Origin of the sequence: Streptomyces sp. NPDC001544, assembly GCF_042894285.1 — a bacterium.
Lineage (GTDB): Bacteria > Actinomycetota > Actinomycetes > Streptomycetales > Streptomycetaceae > Streptomyces.
In genome coordinates, this window is record NZ_JBIAVN010000028.1 from 1 (window position 1) to 19,584 (window position 19,584).

Annotated in this window: 19 protein-coding genes; 9 read left to right on the forward strand and 10 right to left on the reverse strand. The window is 73.1% G+C overall.

The window, feature by feature from the left end; translation table 11 throughout:
- Positions 1 to 129: 129 nt before the first annotated feature.
- The 6 genes from ACFY0F_RS37705 to ACFY0F_RS37730 form a co-directional block, all read right to left on the reverse strand.
- Positions 130 to 618 carry a DUF3180 domain-containing protein gene (locus ACFY0F_RS37705; protein ID WP_388805202.1) on the reverse strand — a complete coding sequence of 163 codons (489 nt, stop codon included), beginning with the start codon at positions 616 to 618 and terminating at the stop codon, positions 130 to 132.
- Positions 619 to 703: 85 nt separating this feature from the next.
- The gene (gene folK / locus ACFY0F_RS37710) at positions 704 to 1,315 is read right to left on the reverse strand and encodes a 2-amino-4-hydroxy-6-hydroxymethyldihydropteridine diphosphokinase (protein ID WP_388805205.1); all 612 of its coding nucleotides are present in this window, start codon (positions 1,313 to 1,315) and stop codon (positions 704 to 706) included.
- Positions 1,312 to 1,671 (reverse strand): dihydroneopterin aldolase, encoded by a 360-nt coding sequence (gene folB / locus ACFY0F_RS37715; protein ID WP_388805208.1) that lies wholly within the window; start codon positions 1,669 to 1,671, stop codon positions 1,312 to 1,314. The genes folK and folB overlap by 4 nt, the downstream gene beginning before the upstream one ends.
- 246 nt (positions 1,672 to 1,917) lie before the next feature.
- A complete protein-coding gene (locus ACFY0F_RS37720) occupies positions 1,918 to 2,421 on the reverse strand; it encodes a nuclear transport factor 2 family protein (RefSeq protein WP_388805210.1) in 504 nt (167 codons plus the stop codon).
- A complete protein-coding gene (folP, locus tag ACFY0F_RS37725; RefSeq protein WP_388805213.1) occupies positions 2,418 to 3,278 on the reverse strand; it encodes a dihydropteroate synthase in 861 nt (286 codons plus the stop codon). The genes ACFY0F_RS37720 and folP overlap by 4 nt, the downstream gene beginning before the upstream one ends.
- A gap of 102 nt (positions 3,279 to 3,380) precedes the next feature.
- Entirely contained in the window at positions 3,381 to 5,201 is a 1,821-nt protein-coding gene (locus tag ACFY0F_RS37730; RefSeq protein WP_388805216.1) for a phosphatidylglycerol lysyltransferase domain-containing protein, read from the reverse strand.
- 229 nt (positions 5,202 to 5,430) lie between these two features.
- Between ACFY0F_RS37730 and ACFY0F_RS37735 the strand changes: the two genes are divergently transcribed.
- Together ACFY0F_RS37735 and ACFY0F_RS37740 are read left to right on the forward strand one after the other, a co-directional pair.
- Positions 5,431 to 6,558 (forward strand): alpha/beta hydrolase, encoded by a 1,128-nt coding sequence (locus ACFY0F_RS37735; protein ID WP_388805219.1) that lies wholly within the window; start codon positions 5,431 to 5,433, stop codon positions 6,556 to 6,558.
- 77 nt (positions 6,559 to 6,635) lie between these two features.
- Positions 6,636 to 7,760: a hypothetical protein gene (locus tag ACFY0F_RS37740; protein WP_388805222.1), complete on the forward strand. Its 1,125-nt coding sequence runs from the start codon at positions 6,636 to 6,638 to the stop codon at positions 7,758 to 7,760.
- A 52-nt stretch (positions 7,761 to 7,812) separates the two neighbouring features.
- On the opposite strand, the gene ACFY0F_RS37745 is transcribed toward ACFY0F_RS37740, so the two are convergent.
- On the reverse strand, positions 7,813 to 9,141 hold the full coding sequence (locus ACFY0F_RS37745) for a PH domain-containing protein (protein WP_388805225.1): 1,329 nt from the start codon (positions 9,139 to 9,141) through the stop codon (positions 7,813 to 7,815).
- A complete protein-coding gene (locus ACFY0F_RS37750; protein WP_388805228.1) occupies positions 9,138 to 9,638 on the reverse strand; it encodes a PH domain-containing protein in 501 nt (166 codons plus the stop codon). Before ACFY0F_RS37750 ends, ACFY0F_RS37745 begins: the two co-directional genes overlap by 4 nt.
- 31 nt (positions 9,639 to 9,669) lie before the next feature.
- On the opposite strand from ACFY0F_RS37750, the gene ACFY0F_RS37755 reads away from it, so the two are divergent.
- Entirely contained in the window at positions 9,670 to 10,830 is a 1,161-nt protein-coding gene (locus ACFY0F_RS37755; protein WP_388805231.1) for an NADH-quinone oxidoreductase subunit D, read from the forward strand.
- On the opposite strand, the gene ACFY0F_RS37760 is transcribed toward ACFY0F_RS37755, so the two are convergent.
- Complete coding sequence (locus tag ACFY0F_RS37760; RefSeq protein WP_388805234.1) at positions 10,795 to 11,838, reverse strand: SAM-dependent methyltransferase; 1,044 nt, start codon at positions 11,836 to 11,838, stop codon at positions 10,795 to 10,797. The two genes, ACFY0F_RS37755 and ACFY0F_RS37760, sit on opposite strands and share 36 nt — an antisense overlap.
- A 118-nt stretch (positions 11,839 to 11,956) precedes the next feature.
- Here ACFY0F_RS37760 and ACFY0F_RS37765 point away from each other — a divergent pair, with 118 nt between their 5' ends.
- The 3 genes from ACFY0F_RS37765 (at position 11,957) to ACFY0F_RS37775 (ending at position 14,544) form a co-directional block, all read left to right on the forward strand.
- Positions 11,957 to 13,162, forward strand: coding sequence for a sensor histidine kinase (locus ACFY0F_RS37765; RefSeq protein ID WP_388805237.1), 1,206 nt, complete (start codon positions 11,957 to 11,959; stop codon positions 13,160 to 13,162).
- A gap of 74 nt (positions 13,163 to 13,236) precedes the next feature.
- Entirely contained in the window at positions 13,237 to 13,908 is a 672-nt protein-coding gene (locus tag ACFY0F_RS37770) for a response regulator (RefSeq protein ID WP_388805240.1), read from the forward strand.
- A 3-nt stretch (positions 13,909 to 13,911) separates the two neighbouring features.
- Positions 13,912 to 14,544: an AAA family ATPase gene (locus ACFY0F_RS37775; protein ID WP_388805243.1), complete on the forward strand. Its 633-nt coding sequence runs from the start codon at positions 13,912 to 13,914 to the stop codon at positions 14,542 to 14,544.
- 28 nt (positions 14,545 to 14,572) lie between these two features.
- Here ACFY0F_RS37775 and ACFY0F_RS37780 read toward each other — a convergent pair whose 3' ends face one another.
- Positions 14,573 to 15,745 (reverse strand): threonine aldolase family protein, encoded by a 1,173-nt coding sequence (locus ACFY0F_RS37780; protein WP_388805246.1) that lies wholly within the window; start codon positions 15,743 to 15,745, stop codon positions 14,573 to 14,575.
- A gap of 170 nt (positions 15,746 to 15,915) precedes the next feature.
- Here ACFY0F_RS37780 and ACFY0F_RS37785 point away from each other — a divergent pair, with 170 nt between their 5' ends.
- Genes ACFY0F_RS37785 through ACFY0F_RS37795 form a run of 3 tightly spaced genes read left to right on the forward strand, consistent with a single transcriptional unit; the run spans position 15,916 to position 19,579 of the window.
- A complete protein-coding gene (locus ACFY0F_RS37785; RefSeq protein WP_388805249.1) occupies positions 15,916 to 16,872 on the forward strand; it encodes a Rossmann-like and DUF2520 domain-containing protein in 957 nt (318 codons plus the stop codon).
- The gene (panC, locus tag ACFY0F_RS37790) at positions 16,869 to 17,870 is read left to right on the forward strand and encodes a pantoate--beta-alanine ligase (RefSeq protein ID WP_388805252.1); all 1,002 of its coding nucleotides are present in this window, start codon (positions 16,869 to 16,871) and stop codon (positions 17,868 to 17,870) included. Before ACFY0F_RS37785 ends, panC begins: the two co-directional genes overlap by 4 nt.
- Entirely contained in the window at positions 17,867 to 19,579 is a 1,713-nt protein-coding gene (locus ACFY0F_RS37795; protein WP_388805255.1) for an L-aspartate oxidase, read from the forward strand. The genes panC and ACFY0F_RS37795 overlap by 4 nt, the downstream gene beginning before the upstream one ends.
- The last annotated feature ends 5 nt before the right edge of the window (positions 19,580 to 19,584 follow it).

Consider the following 19,584-nt stretch of genomic DNA (forward strand, 5'->3'; position numbering starts at 1 on the left):
AGCCGGACGCTCCCCCACGCTCGAATGAGCTCGCGCGGGGGCACCCCCATTCGCCCCGCTCACCAGCGCCGATGAGGCACCGCCCGTGCCCTGCGGCATGATCCGCCGGACAGGCCCCAGCCCGCTCGCTCACGCCACCGGTTCGGCGCCCGGATGGTCCTCGTCGTCGTCCTCGGGGAGTTTGCACACCCGCTCCAGGAACAGGGCGGCCGCTATGACGGCGATGCCCGCAAGGACCGAGAAGGCCGCGTAGACGGCCTGGTCGCGGCGGGCGGGGATGTCGAGGAGTTCCAGGAGGAACACGCCCGTGCCGCCGTACATGCCGGCCACGAGGGCGGCGACCAGCGCGCTGGACTGGCCGAAAACAACCGCACGGGCGGCCATCAGGGGGTCGACGCCCTTGGCCTCGGGACGGCGCTCGCGCTGGGCCTTGAGGCGGGCCCGCAGCGAGAGCGCCGTGGACAGCAGGACCACGGCGATCACGGCCAGGACGATGGGCGCGGCCACCGGAACACTGGGCAGGGTCCCGACCGAGTTCCACAGGCGGGCACCCGCCCAGGACAGGACGCCGGCCACGACGAACACACCGACCAGCACCCTGATGCGCAGCTCTTTCACGATGTCCCTTCAGCTCCCCCGGACCGCTGTGGTCGTGGCGGCCCACCTCAGTGTGCCCGTGTGTCGGTCGTCCTGACCTTAACGACTACTCGGGCAGCCGGAGTTCCAGGTCCCCCCGGGCCTCGACGCCCTCGCGGGTGACGGCGCGGAGAAGGTCCGCGACCGTGCCCCGGCCGGGCAGCTGGGCGCCGGGGTCCACGTCGTGCCAGGGCGCCAGGACGAAGGCGCGTTCGTGGGCGCGCGGGTGGGGCAGGGTGAGGTTCGGGTCGTCGGAGGTGACGTCGGCGTAGGAGACGATGTCGACGTCGAGGGTGCGCGGACCCCAGTGCTCGTCCCGTACGCGGTTGAAGGCCTCCTCCACGGCGTGGGCGCGCTCCAGCAGGGAGGACGGCGGCAGGGTGGTCTTCAGGACCACGACCGCGTTGTAGTACGACGGCTGGCTGCCGGGCTCCACGCCCCACGGCTCGGTCTCGTACACGGGGGAGACCGCCTTGACGCGGACGCCGGGGGTGTCCTCCAGGGCGTCGATGGCGCCCTGCAGGATCTCCAGGCGGTTGCCGAGGTTGGAGCCCAGGGAGAGCACGGCCCGTTTCGGGTTCTGCAAGGTGGTGTCGGCGGCGTCGACCTGTGCCACGACGGAGGCGGGCACCGGCTGTACGGTCGGGTCGATCGGACCCTGCGTGAAGGATGCGGTCATACTCGGCTCCGGGTGATGGTGACGGTGACGTCGTCGAAGGGGACCGTGATCGGGGCGTCCGGCTTGTGGACGCTGACCTCGACCTCCTGTACCCCTTCGTGCTTCAGACAGGTCTCCGCGATGCGCGCGGCGAGTGTTTCGATGAGGTTCACCGGCTCGCCCTCGACCACGGCCACGACCTCCTCGGCCACGATGCCGTAGTGCACGGTCTTCGTCAGGTCGTCGTCGGCGGCGGCCGGCCGGGTGTCCAGTCCCAGGACGATGTCCACGATGAAGGTCTGGCCCTCCTCGCGCTCCTTGGGGAACACGCCGTGGTGCCCGCGGGCCTTCAGGCCGCGCAGCGCGACACGATCCACGCGAATCACTCCTGCAGTCGTCGTTAACGGCGGTCCGTGCCGTGTGCGTGCGGCACACCGGCCCCGGACGAATCTACCCGCGGCCCTGGCCGGAACCGGGCCGCAGGGGTGTGGGGCGGCGTGGGGACAGGAGGGTTCATGGTGCGTTTCCCCAGCGGAATCCGGTGGCTTACGGGCCGGTAGCCGCATCTACCCGTCAGTTCGTGATTCCAACCACTCCTTGCTCCCTGCGGGCCGCCTACCCACTCAGGCGGGTGTGTCGCCGTCCTCGTCCTCGTCGTTTTCGGCCAGAACGGGGGAGGCGTGGTGGGACCAGAGCTTCCAGCCGAGGGGCGTGCGGCGGAAGACGTTGGTGGCCACGACGAGCTGACCGACGAGGGGCCCGAGTTCCTCGCTCCCCTCCGGGGCCGGACCCCCGCTGAGGATGTTCTCCGTGCAGGTCACGAGGGCGGTGTCACCGGTGACGGAGACGTGCACATCGGTGAGGAAGAACTGGATGTAGTCGGTGTTCGCCATGATCAGCGCGTACGACCGGAGGACCTCGCCGCGGCCGGTGAGCACCGGCCAGCCCGGGTGCACGCAGGAGATCACGCCGACGTCCGCCGGGTCGTGGTACGTCTCGTCGACGCCCAGGTCGGACGGGGTGAGCCAGAGGGCGGACAGTTCTTCGAAGTCGCCGCGCTCCATGGCCTCGTAGAAGGCCGTGTTGGCGAGTTCGACCTGTTCGACGTCGGTGTGCGGGGCGCTCACCGAGCCCCCTCCACCGCCCGCGCCACCCGGACCGCGTCGGCCGTGGCGCGTACCTCGTGGACGCGGACCGCCCAGGCGCCGGCGTGGGCCGCGAGGGCGGAGACGGCGGCGGTGGCGGCGTCGCGTTCCCGGGCGGGGGGCGGGGCGCCCTCGGGGCCGGCGAGGACACGGCCGAGGAAGCGCTTGCGGGAGGCGGCGACCAGCAGGGGCCTGCCCAGAGCGCGCAGACGGTCCAGGTTGGCCAGCAGGGTGAGGTCGTGTCCGGCCTCCTTGGAGAAGCCCAGCCCGGGGTCCATGACTATCCGGTCGGGCGCGACGCCGCCCGCCAGGACGGCCTCCACGCGTGCGTGGAGCTCGTCCACGACCTCGGTGACGACGTCCTCGTACACGCCCTTGACGTTGCCACCCTGCAGGAAGCCCCGCCAGTGCATGACGACGAACGGGGCGCCCGCCTCGGCCACCACCGGGATCATCGCCGGGTCGGCGAGGCCGCCGCTGACGTCGTTGACGAGGGCGGCGCCCGCCGCGAGGGCCTGGGCGGCGACCGAGGCCCGCATGGTGTCGACGGACACGACGACTCCCTCGGAGGCGAGGCCGCGCACCACGGGGACGACGCGCCGCAGCTCCTCGTCCTCGTCGACTCGGGAGGCGCCGGGGCGGGTCGACTCGCCGCCGACGTCCACCAGGTCGGCGCCCTCGGCGACCAGCTCGAGCCCGTGCTTCACGGCGGCGGTGGTGTCGAAGAAACGGCCGCCGTCGGAGAAGGAGTCGGGGGTCACGTTCACGACCCCCATGACCGCGCACCGGTCCCATGCCGGAAGCCCCGCCACCGTGCCGCGCCCGCTCTCATTGCTCATACGTTCAGCCTAGGCCCCGCCCCGCAACGCCCACGCGCGGCCCGAACGACAGGCCCGGGGCGGCTCCCCTCCGCCCCGGGCCTGTCGTTCGGGCCGGTCCCGTCAGGCCGGCCGTACGTCCCGGACTTCGTGTTCCGCGAGTGCGTGGGAGCACGGGCGGGCGGGGGCGGCGGTGCGGCGCAGGAAGCGGGGCAGGGGGAGGGCGAGGTTGACGAAGCCCTCCGCCTGCATGGCGGCGAAGCCGATGCGGGGCAGGTCGCCGGAAGCCCGGTAGACCACGAAGCGCGGCTCCCAGCGCGGCTGGAACTTGGCGTTGAACTTGTACAGCGACTCGATCTGGAACCAGCGGGAGAGGAACACCAGCAGCCCCCGCCAGGCGCGCAGCACCGGACCCGCGCCGATCTTCTCGCCGCGCGCGAGCGCCGAGCGGAACATCGCGAAGTTCAGCGAGACCCGGGTGATGCCGAACTTCGGGGCCGCCTGGAGCGCGGCGACGATGAGCAGCTCGTTCATCCCGGGGTCGGCCGAGCGGTCGCGGCGCATCAGGTCCAGCGAGGCTCCATCGGTACCCCAGGGCACGAAGTGCAGAATGGCTTTCAGGTCGCCGTAGGGGCCCGGCTCGTCGTCGGCCTTGTGCGCGGTGGCGATCAGGCAGTCCCCGTCCGACGCGTCGCCGATGCGGCCGAGCGCCATGGAGAAGCCGCGCTCGGTGTCGGTGCCGCGCCAGTCCTCCGCCGCGCGCCGGACACGGTCGAGTTCGGCCTCACCGAGGTCACGGATACGCCGTACCCGGGTTTCGTAGCCGGCCCGCTCGATGCGCTTGACCATCTGTCGCACGTTGCGCATCGCGCGTCCGGCGAGCGAGAAATCCGCGACGTCCACCACCGCCTCGTCGCCGAGTTCGAGGGCGTCCAGACCGGTCTCGCGTGTCCACACCTCGCCGCCGGTCTCCGAGCAGCCCATGACGGCGGGGGTCCAGGAGTGGGCCTTGGCCTCGTCCATGAACCGCTCGATGGCGCCCGGCCAGGCCTCGACGTCGCCGATCGGGTCACCGCTGGCGAGCATCACGCCGGACACGACCCGGTAGGTCACCGCGGCCTTGCCGCTGGGCGAGAAGACGACCGCCTTGTCGCGGCGCAGCGCGAAGTGCCCGAGGGAGTCACGGCCGCCGTGCTTGGCCAGCAGCGCCCGCAGCCGGTTCTCGTCGTCCTCGGTCAGCCGCGCTGCCGGGTGTTCGGGGCGGAAGGCCAGGTAGATGGTGGTGGCGGCGGTGATCCAGCCGAGGGCGCCGAGGGAGAAGGCGACCGTCCAGGAGGTGTTGCCCTGGTAGTCCACCGGGCCCTCGAAGCCGAACAGGCCGTACAGGACGTGGGTCAGCCGATCGGCGAGGCTCGGGTCGCCGACCATGCGGTCCGGGTGGACGCTGACGATGACCAGTCCGAGCACCAGGGAACCGGCGCCCATGAGGACGAAGTTGGCGAGCGCGCGCCATCGGCTGCGCGGATCGGGCAGCGCGGCGAACTCGTCGCGGTGGCGCAGCAGCGGTACGAGCAGCGCGAGTGAGATCAGCACCCCGATGACGGAGTGCCGGTACACGAACTGCGCGGCCGCGCCGGCCGGCAGCAGCGCCACGGCGGCCCGCCAGGCCCGGCGCTTGCGCCGCTTCAGCCCGTGCGCGAGGAGCAGCAGGAGCACGCCCGCGCTGAGCGAGAGCGCCGCGGCGAACGGGCCGAAGGAGCCCGGCAGCACCTCCGCGATGGCGTGCATACGGCTGTGACGGAAGCGCGGGAACACGCCCGCGGCAATGTCCAGGAGCCCGACGACCGCGCAGGCCCTGCCGACCAGTGCGGGGACGGCCTCGGGGCGCGGACCACGGACCATGCGCCGCGCCCGGCTTGATCGGCTCGGAACCCCGCCCGACATTTCCCCATCTATCCTGACAGACATCGCATCCCATAGTTCTGCGAGAGACCTTGAGTCCGGTGACCGTTTCGGGCATCCGGCGACATTGCGCCCTCTAGGACGGTGTCTTGGGGAAGGAGGTTCCTTCCTCGTCGGAAAGCCGGTTCAAAGCCCGAGGAAAGCCCAGGGCAAGCGCTCGCAACGTTTGCGACGGCGTGCCGTGGGCGGAAAGCGCAGGCAGGAAGAGCCCATGGGTCTCACGAGCAACAAAGTGCTGGTGGTGGCGATCGCGTTCGCCGTCGTGCTGTTCGTCGGCACGGTCTGGCTGTGGCCGCGGCTGGCCCGGCGGGACTGGCGGTCCGTCAGCGGGCGCGTCGGGCTGCTCCTTGCCACCCAGCTGACGCTCTTCGCCTGCGTGGCCGTCGCCGCCAACCAGGCCTTCGGGTTCTACGCCAGCTGGGCGGACCTCTTCGGCCGGGAGACCGCGCAGGGTGTCGTGGTCGACCACACGGCGAGCGGCGGCGCGGCCGGACCGCTGCAGGTACTCACCACGGCGGGACCGACCGGGGCCGGCGGGAGGCCGCCGCAGCGGGCCGGGCAGGTCCAGAAGGTCGACATCGTGGGCCGTACGACCCACATCCCCACACCGGCGTACGTGTATCTGCCGCCGGAGTACTTCCAGCCGCAGTACCGCACGCGTACGTTCCCCGCGGCCGTCGTCCTCACCGGATATCCGGGCACCGCGCAGGCCCTGGTGGACAAACTGCATTACCCGAGCACGGCGCGGCAACTGGCCAAGGACGGGCGGATGCAGCCGATGATCCTGATCATGTTGCGGCCGACGGTCGCGCCGCCGCGCGACACGGAATGCGTGGACATTCCCGGCGGACCGCAGACCGAGACGTTCTTCGCCAAAGATCTTCCCGACGCGGTTCTGGCCCATTACAGGGTGGGCAGAAAGCCGGGAAGCTGGGGGATCATCGGTGATTCCACGGGCGGTTACTGCGCACTGAAGCTCGCCATGCACCACCCGGACGTGTACGCGGCGGGCGCGGGGCTGTCGCCCTACTACAAGGCGCCGATCGACCCCACGACCGGTGACCTCTTCCACGGCGACAGCGGCCTGCGGAATCGTTCCGACCTGTGGTGGTTCCTCAAGCACCAGGCCGCTCCGGACACCTCACTGCTCGTCACCAGCAGCAGGATCGGCGAATCGAACTACAAGGACACCCTGAAATTCATCGACCGGGTGCGGGCGACGAACCTGACCAGGATCTCGTCGATCATCCTGGAGAGCGGCGGCCACAACTTCAACACCTGGCGGCGGGAGATCCCGGCGACGCTGCAGTGGATGAGCGGGCGGCTCAGTGACCGGTGACGGTGAAGACTTCGTCAAGGCGGTGTTTTTACGGGGCGGGGCGCCAAGATTCCCCTACTCGCGGTAAGTTTCTGGCCATGCCACGTGGACGTCACCGCCATTCACCTCCTCTGCACAGGCTGTTGCCTCCGTCGGCGATCGCAGGCGTCTCCGTCGTCTGCGCGATCGGCCCCTGGGTGTTCTCGGAGCAGACGGTGCTCCGCACCCTCGCCGCGGCCGCCGCGGCGACAGCCGTCATCGGCGCGGTCGTCATGCGCCGCTGGGACATACATGCGGGTAAGCAGGTAGCCGACCTCGCACGCGCGCGTGCGAGTGACGAATGGCGCTTCGAGGAGCGGGTCGCCGAACTGGAAGGCGAACTCGAGGAATCCCGCGAGCTGCGCGGCAAGCTGGAGCAGCGGCTGCGGGCCAAGCGGGCGGAGCTGGCGGGTCTGCGCAACGAGCACGCCGCGCTGCTGCGGCGGTACGCCACGGCGGAGACCGAGCGGGCCACCGCGCTGGAAGGGCGGCGACTGCTCGAGATCGAGGCCGGGGCTCCCGCGCCTCAGACGCCGGCACTGCCGGCGGCGCGCGCGGCGGAGACCGACGTCGCCGGGGCCGAGGACGGGCCGGCGGTCACCGGGGTGTTCTCCCCGGAGGGCTCACGGCTCTTCCTGCGGGCCATGACGGCACTGGCCCGGTTCGGCGCCGGGGACGAGCCGGCGGAGGCCGAGGCGGATGCCGATGCCGATGCCAAAGGAGATGCAGCCGCCAAAGGGGATGCAGCCGCCAAAGGGGACGAGGCGGCCGGGTCGGCCGAAGCCGTCAAAGGAGAAGGCGCCGACGAGGAAGTGACGGAGGGCGCCGTCCGGGAGCCCGCCGAGCAGGCCGAGCCCGCGTCCCGCGCCACGGGCCACTTCACGGTGCCGACCGCGGTGGCCGTCGTACCGGCCCCGCCCGTGCGGCGTCCGGCGGTCGAGGGCGGCTTCGACTTCTTCGGCACACAGAAGGACGCGCCGTCCGACGCGCTGGACGCCGTGCAGAACGAGGACCTCGCCGACGTGGTCGGCCAGGAGGCCCTCGCCCTCCACAAGGCCGAGACCGAGGCCGGCTTCAAGCCCGCCGGCGAGGACTCCCGCGGCGTCGGCCAGGTCATCGACCTGACGGCCCATGACGAGACCGAACACATCGACGTACACGGCCTGCGCAGCGCGGCGTCCTGAGGGGGCACCCCCGGACGGGCGGGGGTCCGGGGGCGGAGCCCCCAGCGGCCCGTCAGCTCATCCAGCGCTCCGGCCCCGCCCCCCGGCGCCCCGTGCGGGAGCGTTCCGCCTGGGCGTGGAGAAGGGCCGCGGCCTCCCGGGCGTCCCGCAGCCGGGCCGTCACGGTCTTGCCCGCTCCCGTGTCCACATGGACGTCTGCGACGCGCCACAGCCGCTTCCAGGGCCCCTGGGTGAGCCGGGCGCTCTGGACCTTGGCGTGCGGGACGAGGGAGAGCCGGCGCCGTAGCAGCCCGTGCCGGGCGGCGAAGACGGTGTCCGTGACGGCGATGCCGTGGCCCCGCCACCACACCGGCAGGCACCACCGGGCCCGGCGCGGCGGCCGGGCCAGGACCGGCGGCACGGTCACCCCGGGCAGCACGCGCGCGATGACGGACTCGGCGACCGCACGCGGAGCGACCGGCACCAGCAGCGAGTTGGACGACCCGGCCACCGCCAGCTCCACCCGCACCCAGCCCCGGCGCCGCCACAGCAGCGGCTCCACGATCCGCACCGTCTGCACCCGCCCCGGCGGCACGGTCTCGTGCGTGCGGTCCAGCAGCCCGTGGTCGATCCGCAGCCCGTCCGGGGACTCGGCCACCGTCCAGTCGTACTCCGCGACGAACCGTCCCGCGCTCCGCGCGCCCGCCCCGCCGAGCAGCGGCACCCCGGTGGCGAGGACCGTCCACACGCTGTGCGTGGCCAGCCACAGCACCGGCGGTACGACGAGGGCGGCAGCCAGGGACAGCCAGCTCGCGCCGGTCAGCACCAGCGCGAGCGCGAGCCCCCGCGGGGGCACCCGCATCAGCTCCCGCGCCGGCGCCTCGCCCACCTCGTGCGCCGTCTCCGGCGCGAAACCGGCGGCCCGCGCGAGCAGCTCGGCCCGCAGCGCGCGTGCCTCGTCCTCGCCCAGGAAGGCCAGCTCGTCCTTCTTGTCGGCCCCGACGACGTCGATCCGCAGCTTGGCGACGCCCGCCACGCGCGCGAGGAGCGGCTGGGTGACGTCGACGGCCTGGATCCGTTCCAGCCGGATGTGCGCGGTGCGCCGGAACAGCAGACCGGTGCGTATGCGCAGCTCGCTGTCGGTCACCGCGAAGTGCGTGAACCACCAGGACAGGAAGCCGTAGAGGGAGGCCGCCGGGACCAGCACGGCGAGCCCGGCCAGCAGCATGGTCGAGGTCAGCCTCGTCAGCTGCTCCTGTGCCTGGTCCGGGTCGTGCACCGCCCACCCGACGAGCACGGCGACCGGCGCCCACGCCCGCCGGAACGGCGTCACGGGGTGCAGCCGCCGCTCGGCCACGGGCCGCGCCCCGGGTATGCCGCCGGCGGCCTCCGGCGCTGTCACAGCCCCGCCGATCGGGCCTCGCCCAGCTCGGTCAGCCGGTCGCGCAGCCGCTCCGCCTCGGCCGGTTCGAGGCCCGGGATGGCCGCGTCGGTCGCGGCCGCCGCCGTGTGCAGCTGCACGCTCGCCAGCCCGAAGTACCGCTCCACGGGCCCGGAGGTCACCTCGACCAACTGCATCCGCCCGTACGGTACGACGGTCTCCTCGCGCCACAGCACGCCACGGCTGATCAGCAGGTCGTCGGCCCGCTCGGCATAGCGCCAGGAGCGCCAGTTGCGGCCGAGCAGCACCCAGCCCCACGCCGTCGCCGCCAGCGGCAGCAGCGCGAAGGCGGCCCAGCCCGGCCCGGCCAGCAGCCCCAGCAACAGGCCCACGGCCAGCGCCACCACTCCCAGCCACACGACCAGCAGCAACCGCCGCATCCGCAGCAGCCCCGGAGGCAGCCCCCGCCACACCGGCTCGGCCGCCGCCGGGCAGCCCTCCCCGCTCCCCGTCTCCATGCGGCCAGCCTACGTAGGGGAGACTGTGTGCATGACGTCCACCACTCCCACGACGCGGACCACGGTCGGGATCGGCGGTGCCGCCGAGAGCACCGACATGGTGCTGAACATCGGCCCCCAGCACCCGTCCACCCACGGTGTGCTGCGGCTCAGGCTCGTGCTGGACGGCGAACGCATCGTGCACGCGGAACCGGTGATCGGCTACATGCACCGGGGCGCGGAGAAACTCTTCGAGGCGCGCGACTACCGCCAGATCATCATGCTCGCCAACCGCCACGACTGGCTGTCGGCCTTCTCCAACGAGCTGGGCGTGGTGCTCGCCGTGGAGCGGATGCTCGGCATGGAGGTCCCCGCGCGCGCGGTGTGGACGCGCACGCTGCTGGCCGAGCTGAACCGGGTGCTGAACCACCTGATGTTCCTGGGCTCCTATCCGCTGGAGCTGGGCGGCATCACCCCGGTCTTCTACGCGTTCCGGGAGCGCGAGGTGCTGCAGAACGTCATGGAGGAGGTCTCCGGCGGCCGCATGCACTACATGTTCAACCGCGTCGGCGGCCTGAAGGAGGACCTGCCGGCCGGCTGGGCCACACGCGCGCGTGCCGCCGTCGCCGCCGTCCGCTCGCGCATGGACGTCTTCGACGACCTGGTCCTCGGCAACGAGATCTTCCGCGGACGCACCCGGGGCGTGGGCGCGCTCACTCCGCAGACCGTGCACGCGTACGGAGTGAGCGGGCCCCTCGCGCGCGCCTCGGGCGTCGACTTCGACCTGCGCCGCGACGAGCCGTACCTGGCGTACGGGGAGCTGCAGGACGTCCTGGAGGTCGTCACCCGGGAGGAAGGCGACTGCCTGGCCCGCTTCGAGTGCCTCCTGGCCCAGACCCACAACGCGCTGGACCTGGCCGACGCCTGCCTCGACCGGCTCGCCGAGCTGCCGCCCGGCCCGGTCAACCAGCGTCTGCCGAAGGTCCTGAAGGCGCCCGAGGGCCACACCTACACGTGGACCGAGAACCCGCTCGGCATCAACGGCTACTACCTGGTCAGCAAGGGCGACAAGACCCCGTACCGGCTGAAGCTGCGCTCGGCCTCGTACAACAACATCCAGGCGCTGACCGAGCTGCTGCCCGGGACGCTGGTGGCGGACATGGTGGCGATCCTGGGCTCAATGTTCTTCGTGGTCGGGGACATCGACAAATAGGGCGAGCACGTCCGCGGCCCCGACCGGCTGCAGCAGCCACCCGAAGTCCCCGAGCCCGCCCGGCGCGGTGAGCTCGGCGGCCTCACCGGCGCTCGCGAGCGCGCGTACGTACTCCGACGGGTTCGCGGAGGCCAGGGCGAGAGGGGGGCGTGCGCCCGTCACGCCGAGGGCGCGCAGGGCGTCGCGCTGGGTGAGCAGGCGCGCCCCGGGCAGGGTGCGCGCCGTGGGACGCGCCGCGCACGCGTCCAGCGCGACATGCGCCGTGATGTCGCACGTCCCGTCCGGCACGGGCGCCGTCTCCCGCCCCTCCCGGAAGCCGGTGAGAGTCCCGAACGGCGGGCGCGCGTCCACCGTGTGCGCGTAGTCGACGGCGACCGCCAGCCCCCGCTCGACCCGGGCGACGACGGACGCCCACGCGTCGTCCCTGGGCAGCCCGATCTCCGCCCGCAACCCCTCCTCCGGCGGCAGCGGCCACCACCGCGCGAGCCACTCGGCGTCCGACCCCGACACCGGCTCCCCGAGCCGCTCCCGCCCGTCCCGGCGCACGAGCACCCGCCGCGGCACGCCCTCCCGGTCCGCCTCCGCGACCTCCACGGGCACGTTGTCCAGCCACTCGTTGGCGAACAGCACCCCGTGGATCCCCTCCGGCGGTTCGCTCGACCAGGTGATCCGGTCGTCGAGCCCCTCGGGCCGGCCGGCCAGCTCGACGGCGCACGGGCGGACGCGGGAGGCCACACCGGCCGGCAGCTCGGCCAGCACACCCGTGACCAGCTCGCCCCGCCCGGCCCCCATGTCGACGAAGTCCAGGCTCCCGGGCCGCCCCAGCGCCTCGTCCACCCGGCACAGCAGCCGGGCCACCGCACGCGCGAACAGCGGCGACGCGTGCACGGAGGTACGGAAGTGTCCCGCCGGGCCCTCCGGCCGCCGGTAGAAGCCGCCAGGCCCGTACAGGGCCGCCTCGGTGGCCGCCCGCCAGCCCCGCCACTCGCCGCAGTCCTCATCCCTCACCGGAACAGACTAGGCGCACAGGTGATCACCTCCTCCACCTTGCGGAGTACGCGGGTCGCGGACGGATCGGCCCTCCGGTTGACCCCGGCACACGGCACGCTTCCCTACTCTGGGTTACGTGCAGCGCCTCTATGACTTCCTCCGCAGGCACCCGACGTGGGTCGACACCTTCTGGGCCGTCGCCCTGTTCGGGCTCTCGTGCGTGAGCGTGACCAATGTCAGCGGGGCGCCGGGCCACCACATGCCCCTCGCCGCCGGGCTGGCCGTCTCCGCCGTCCTGTGCGTGGTCGTCGCGCTGCGCCGCCGCTTCCCGGAGGCGATGCTGCTGCTGGCCGCCGCGTGCGGCCTCGCCCAGCTCGTCCTGGACGTCGAGATGACCGTCGCCGACTTCGCCATGCTGGTGATCACCTACACGGTCGCCACGGTCGGTGCCCGCTGGGCCTCCCGGTTCGCCCTGGCGATCAGCCTGAGTGCGGCGACCCTGGCGCAGATCCGCTGGCCGGCCGACGAGTCCGGCGCCCTGGGCCGGGTCGCGGTCGTGGTGTTCCAGACGGTGCCGTTCGCCCTCGCCTGGGTGCTCGGCGACTCCATGCGCACCCGCCGCGCCTACTTCGCGCAACTGGAGGAGCGCGCCACCCGCCTGGAGAAGGAACGCGAGGCGCAGGCCAAGGTCGCGGTGGCCGCCGAACGCGCCCGGATCGCGCGCGAGCTGCACGACGTGGTCGCGCACAACGTGTCGGTGATGGTGGTGCAGGCCGACGGCGCCGCCTACGTCCTCGACGCCGCGCCCGACCAGGCGAAGAAGGCCCTGGAGACGATCTCCTCCACCGGCCGCCAGGCCCTCGCCGAGATGCGCCGCCTGCTCGGCGTGCTGCGCACCGGCGAGCACAAGGAGAGCGGCGAGTACGTCCCGCAGCCCGACGTCGAGCAGATCGACGACCTCGTCGAGCAGTGCCGCAGCTCCGGCCTGCCGGTCGACTTCAAGGTGGAGGGAACCCCGCGTCCGCTGCCCAGCGGCGTCGAGCTCACCGCGTACCGCATCGTGCAGGAGGCGCTCACCAACACCCGCAAGCACGGCGGCCCCAACGCGGGCGCGAGCGTGCGGCTGGTCTACTTCGACGACGGACTCGGCCTGCTCGTCGAGGACGACGGCAAGGGCGCCCCGCACGAGCTGTACGAGGAGGGCGGCGCCGACGGCCAGGGCCACGGCCTGATCGGCATGCGCGAGCGGGTCGGTATGGTCGGCGGCACCCTGGACGCGGGCCCGCGTCCCGGTGGAGGCTTCCGCATCAGTGCCCTGCTGCCCCTCAAACCGGCGCACTGACGCCGCCGCACGCCCCTCGTTGACACCTGTCACATCCCCGCACGCCCCCTGCTGACCCACGGAAGAGGCCCCCGATGACGATCCGCGTGATGCTCGTCGACGACCAGGTGCTGCTGCGCACCGGGTTCCGGATGGTGCTCGCCGCCCAGCCGGACATGGAGGTCGTCGCGGAGGCGGGCGACGGCGTCGAGGCCCTGCAGGTGCTGGACTCCACCGCGGTCGACGTGATCCTGATGGACGTACGCATGCCGAAGCTGGACGGCGTGGAGACCACGCGCCGGATCTGCTCCGAGCCCGACCCGCCGAAGGTGCTGATACTGACCACCTTCGACCTCGACGAGTACGCCTTCTCCGGGCTGAAGGCGGGCGCGTCCGGCTTCATGCTCAAGGACGTGCCGCCGGGCGACCTGCTGGCCGCCATCCGCTCCGTGCACAGCGGCGACGCCGTCGTGGCACCGTCCACCACCCGCCGGCTGCTGGACCGTTTCGCGCCCATGCTGCCCTCCGCCGGCAAGGAGCCGCAGCACCGGGAGCTGGAGCGGCTCACCGACCGTGAGCGGGAGGTCATGGTGCTGGTCGCCCAGGGCCTGTCCAACGGTGAGATCGCCGCCCGGCTGGTGCTGTCCGAGGCGACCGTGAAGACCCACGTGGGCCGCATCCTGACCAAACTGGGCCTCAGGGACCGGGTGCAGGTCGTGGTCCTGGCGTACGAGACGGGGCTCGTCCGGGCCGGCGGGCACGGCTGACGCATGCTGCTGTGGATCAACGGCCCCTTCGGGGGCGGTAAGACCCAGACCGCGTACGAGATACGGCGCCGCCTGCCCCGCAGCGTCGTCTGCGACCCCGAGCACGTCGGATTCGGCCTGCACCGCATGCTTCCGCCGGGCCTTCGCCAGGACTTCCAGGACTTGGCCGCCTGGCGGCAGGGCGTCGTCGAGGTGCTCGATCTCGCCCTCACCGAGCACGACGGGGTGGTCATCGCCCCCATGACGGTCACCGACTCCGGCCACTTCGCCGAGACCGTCGGCCGCCTGCGCGAACTCGGCCACGACGTACGGCACTTCACGCTGCTCGCCGAACGCGAGACCGTACTGAAACGGCTGCGGGAGCGCGGTTTCGGCCATCTTCCGCGGTTCGTCGGCGGGAAGAACGCCGGGCTGGGCAGGGAGACCTGGGCGGTGAGCCGACTCGACCACTGCCTGGAGCGGCTGCGCGAGCCGGAGTTCGCCGAGCACCTGTGGACGGACCACACCACCGTGCCGAGGACGGCGGACCGCATCGCCGACCTGGCCGGGCTCCGGCTGCGTCCCGACCACGAGGGCCCGCTGCGCACCCGGATGAGGCAGGTGGGCGTGGGCCTGCGGCACATCAGGTTCGACTGAGCCGCCGCCCCTCACGCCTTCTCTCCGGCTATCTCACCTCCGGCAGCCGGGCCACGAAGTCCGCGACCGCCGCCTTCACCTCGGCCGCCGTCCACTCCAGTCCCTCGGAGCCCACGGTGACCTCGGTGAAGCCCAGTCCCGGCCCACCGCGCATCCAGCTGGTGACGAACAGCAGCGTCCCCGTCTCCTCGGCCTGCCGTACCGCCGCCTCCGCCAGCACCTCCGGCTCGTACGGCAGCAGCACCTGGAACTGGTGCGTGTGCGGCTCCTCGGGCTGGAAACGCACCCAGGGCACCCCGGCCGCGGCGAACCCCTCGCGCATCGCGGCGGCCACCACGCGCGCGTGCCGCACGTACTCCGGCAGCCGGGGCAACTCCCGCTCCAGCCCGACCAGCGCCGCCAGCGCCGTGGGGAACTGCTCGAAGACCATGCCGCCGTACCGGTGCCGCCAGGTCTTCGCCTCCTCCACCAGCGTCTTCGGCCCGGCCAGCGCCGCGCCGCCGAACCCGTCGAGCGACTTGTAGAACGACACGTAGACGCTGTCCGCCAGGCCCGCGATCTCGTCCAGGGGACGCCCGAAGCGGACGGTGGTCTCCCACAGGCGCGCGCCGTCGAAGTGGACCACCGCGTCACGCTCCCGGGCCGCCGCCACGACCTCCGTGAGCTCCTCCCAGGTGGGCAGCACGAAACCGGCGTCCCTGAGGGGCAGCTCCAGCATCAGGGCGCCGAAGGGCTCCTCGAAGTCGCGTATCTCCGCCGCCGTGGGAAGCCGGGGCTCGTCGGTCACCCGGACCGTGCGCAACCCGCTGACGTCGCTGAAGGCGTTCCGCTCGTGCACCTCGGGGTGGGCCAGCGGGTGCAGGGCGACGGTGCGGTCGCCGGTGCGGCCCGCCCAGCAGCGCAGGGCCACCTGCTGGGCCATCGTCCCGGTGGGGAAGAACGCGGCGGCCTCGGTGCCCAGGAGCGCGGCGACCCGGTCCTCCAGGGCGGCCACGACCCCGTCGCCGTACATGTCCGGCCACTCGTCCAGGTCGTACACCTCGGGCGCGGCCTCCTGCAGTCGCGCCAGACGCTCCCCGATCGTGGTCCGGAAACCCCCGCGCGCCAGCACGCGCGGGTCCTGCCGGAAGACGGCGGAGCGCCGCTCCCGCAACCGCTCCTGCGCCGACTGCTCCCCACCCTGCTTCGCCTCATCGCTCATGCCCGGATCATGCCGTGAACCGCCGTGGCCGGGCAGCGGATTAACGGCCCGGTCCCGTGTGCGGAAACCCACAGCCTGTGGACGACCGACCGCCCCCGACCCGATAGCGTTAACATGACGAGAAATCGTCCGGTACCCAGAGCGGACTGGAACGGGAAGGCCGCCGTCGCGTGAGTACAGTCCACCAGCAAGACTCCAAGGACCGCCCCGCGCGGCTCACCGTCGGCGTCGTCGGCGCCGGCCGCGTGGGTCCCGCGCTCGCCGCGTCCCTCCAACTCGCCGGGCACCGCCCGGTCGCCGTCTCCGCAGTCTCCGACACCTCCAGGCGACGGGCCGCGCAGCTCCTGCCCGACGTGCCCGTGGTGCCGCCGGCCGAGGTCCTCCAGCGCGCCGACCTGGTCCTGCTGACCGTCCCGGACGACACCCTGCCCGGCCTCGTCACGGGCCTCGCCGAGACCGGCGCCGTACGCCCGGGGCAACTGCTCGTGCACACCTCCGGGCGGTACGGCGCCAAGGTGCTGGACCCCGCCCTGCGCGCGGGCGCGCTGCCGCTGGCCCTGCACCCCGCGATGACGTTCACCGGCACCCCCGTCGACGTCCAGCGGCTCGCCGGCTGCTCCTTCGGCGTCACCGCGCCCGAGGAGCTGCGTCTCGCCGCCGAGGCCCTCGTCATCGAGATGGGCGGCGAGCCCGAGTGGATCGCCGAGGAGAACCGGGCGCTTTACCACACCGCCCTCGCGCTCGGCGCCAACCACCTGGTCACCCTGGTCGCCCAGTCCCTGGAGCTGCTGCGCACGGCCGGTGTCGAGGCACCCGACCGGATGCTGGGCCCGCTGCTCGGCGCCGCCCTGGACAACGCCCTGCGCTCCGGTGACGCGGCACTGACCGGGCCGGTCGCGCGCGGCGACGCGGGCACCGTCGCCGCGCACGTCGCGGAACTGCGCGCGCACGCACCGCAGACCGTCGCCGGGTACCTGGCGATGGCCCGCGCCACCGCCGACCGCGCGCTCGCCCACGGCCTGCTGAAGCCGGAACTCGCCGAGGACCTCCTCGGGGTACTCGCGGACGGAGCCGCCGGGGCCACGGGGTCCGGCGGAGCCGACGGCACCGAGGGAGAGGCCCGATGACCACCGCCCTGCTGAGCACCGCCGCCGAGCTGCACGCGCGTGTGCGCCGGGGCCGCCGTGCCGTCGTGATGACCATGGGCGCCCTGCACGAGGGCCACGCGACGCTGATCCGCACCGCGCGGGACATCGCCGGGCCGGACGGCGAGGTCGTCGTCACCGTCTTCGTCAACCCGCTGCAGTTCGGCGCCGGCGAGGACCTCGACCGCTACCCGCGCACCCTCGACGCCGACCTGAAACTCGCCGAGCAGTCCGGCGCGGACGCCGTGTTCGCCCCTTCCGTGGACGAGGTCTACCCGGGCGGCGAACCCCAGGTCCGCATCAGCGCGGGCCCCATGGGCGAACGCCTGGAGGGAGGCTCCCGCCCCGGGCACTTCGACGGCATGCTCACCGTCGTCGCCAAGCTGCTGCACCTCACCCGCCCCGACGTCGCCCTGTACGGCCAGAAGGACGCCCAGCAGCTCGCCCTGATCCGCCGCATGGTGCGGGACCTGAACTTCGGCGTGGAGATCGTCGGCGTACCGACGGTGCGCGAGGAGGACGGCCTGGCCCTGTCCAGCCGCAACCGCTACCTCTCGCCCCAGGAACGGCGCACGGCCCTCGCCCTGTCCCAGGCCCTGTTCGCGGGCCGCGACCGGCACGCCGCACAGGAGGCGCTGCGCGCGCGTGCCCTCGAGGTGCCCGCGACGCACGCCCGCGCGGAGGCGCTCAGCGCCATAGGGGAGTCCCGCGCGGCGGCCGACGCGCACGCCGTCGCCAAGGCGGCCCCCGGCGGTCCGGCGGCCGTCCGCGCCGCGGCCCGCCTGGTCCTCGACGAGGCCGCCCGCCTCGACCCGCCGCTCCAACTGGACTACCTCGCGCTGGTCGACCCGTCCGACTTCACCGAGGTCGGCGACGACTTCACCGGCGAGGCCGTCCTCGCGGTCGCCGCCCGGGTCGGGACGACCCGGCTGATCGACAACCTCCCGCTCACCTTCGGAACCCTCGGAGCCGCCTCGTGACCAGCACAGGCATACGACTGCACGCGCCCGCCCCCGGGTGGTCCATCTCCGCGGACGTCGTGGTCGTCGGCTCCGGCGTGGCCGGCCTCACGGCGGCCCTGCGCTGCGAGGCGGCGGGTCTGACGACGGTCGTGGTCACCAAGGCCCGCCTCGACGACGGCTCCACCCGCTGGGCGCAGGGCGGCATCGCCGCGGCCCTCGGCGAGGGCGACACCCCCGAACAGCACCTGGACGACACCCTGGTGGCGGGCGCGGGCCTGTGCGACGAGGAGGCCGTACGGATCCTCGTCACCGAGGGCCCGGACGCGGTACGGCGGCTGATCTCCACCGGCGCCCACTTCGACACCGACGACGGGGGCGACATCCACCTCACCCGCGAGGGCGGCCACCACCGGCGCCGGATCGCGCACGCGGGCGGCGACGCCACCGGCGCGGAGGTCTCCCGGGCGCTCGTGGAGGCCGTGCACGCGCGCGGGGTGCGCACGATCGAGAACGCGCTCGTACTGGACCTGCTGACCGACGCCGAGGGCCGTACGGCCGGTGTCACGCTGCACGTGATGGGCGAGGGCCAGCACGACGGAGTGGGCGCCGTGCACGCCCCCGCCGTGGTCCTCGCGACCGGCGGCATGGGCCAGGTGTTCTCCGCGACCACCAACCCGTCGGTGTCCACCGGCGACGGTGTGGCGCTGGCGCTGCGCGCGGGTGCGGAGGTCTCCGACCTGGAGTTCGTGCAGTTCCACCCGACCGTGCTGTTCCTCGGCGCGGAGGCGGAGGGGCAGCAGCCGCTGGTCTCCGAGGCGGTGCGCGGCGAGGGTGCCCACCTGGTCGACGGCGACGGGGTGCGCTTCATGGTCGGGCAGCACGAGCTGGCCGAGCTGGCCCCCCGGGACATCGTCGCCAAGGGCATCCTGCGGCGGATGATCGAGCAGGGCGCCGAGCACATGTACCTCGACGCCCGGCACTTCGGCGCCGACATGTGGGAGCACCGCTTCCCCACGATCCTGGCCGCCTGCCGCGCCAACGGCATCGACCCGGTCGTCGAGCCCATTCCGATCGCCCCGGCCGCCCACTACGCCTCCGGGGGCGTGCGCACCGACTCCCACGGCCGGACCACCGTCCCGGGCCTGTACGCGTGCGGCGAGGTCGCCTGCACCGGTGTGCACGGCGCCAACCGGCTCGCCTCCAACTCGCTCCTGGAGGGCCTCGTCTACGCCGAGCGCATCGCCGCCGACATCGCGGCCGGGCACGGCGCGGAGGACCTCCGCGTGCCCGAGCCCGTCCCGGAGCCCGAGAGGCCGGCCCACCCGCTGCTCGCCGCCGAGGCCCGCTTCACCATCCAGCGGATCATGACCGAGGGCGCGGGCGTACTGCGCTCCGCCGAGTCCCTCGCCCGGGCCGCCGACCAGCTCCAGCAGCTGCACTCCGAGGCCCGGGAGGCCCTGGACGAGAACGGCAAGACCGCCGAGCCCGGCGTCGACACGTGGGAGGCCACCAACCTCCTGTGCGTGGCCCGCGTCCTGGTCGCCGCGGCGCTGCTGCGCGAGGAGACCCGGGGCTGCCACTGGCGCGAGGACCGGGCCGACCGCGACGACGCGAACTGGCGCCGCCACATCGTCGTACGGCTGAATCCCGACCGGACGCTGGCCGTGGGCACCACGGACACCGCAGACTTCCCCCCGACCCGGCAGCACCGTCCCCAGGAGCAGTGACAGCA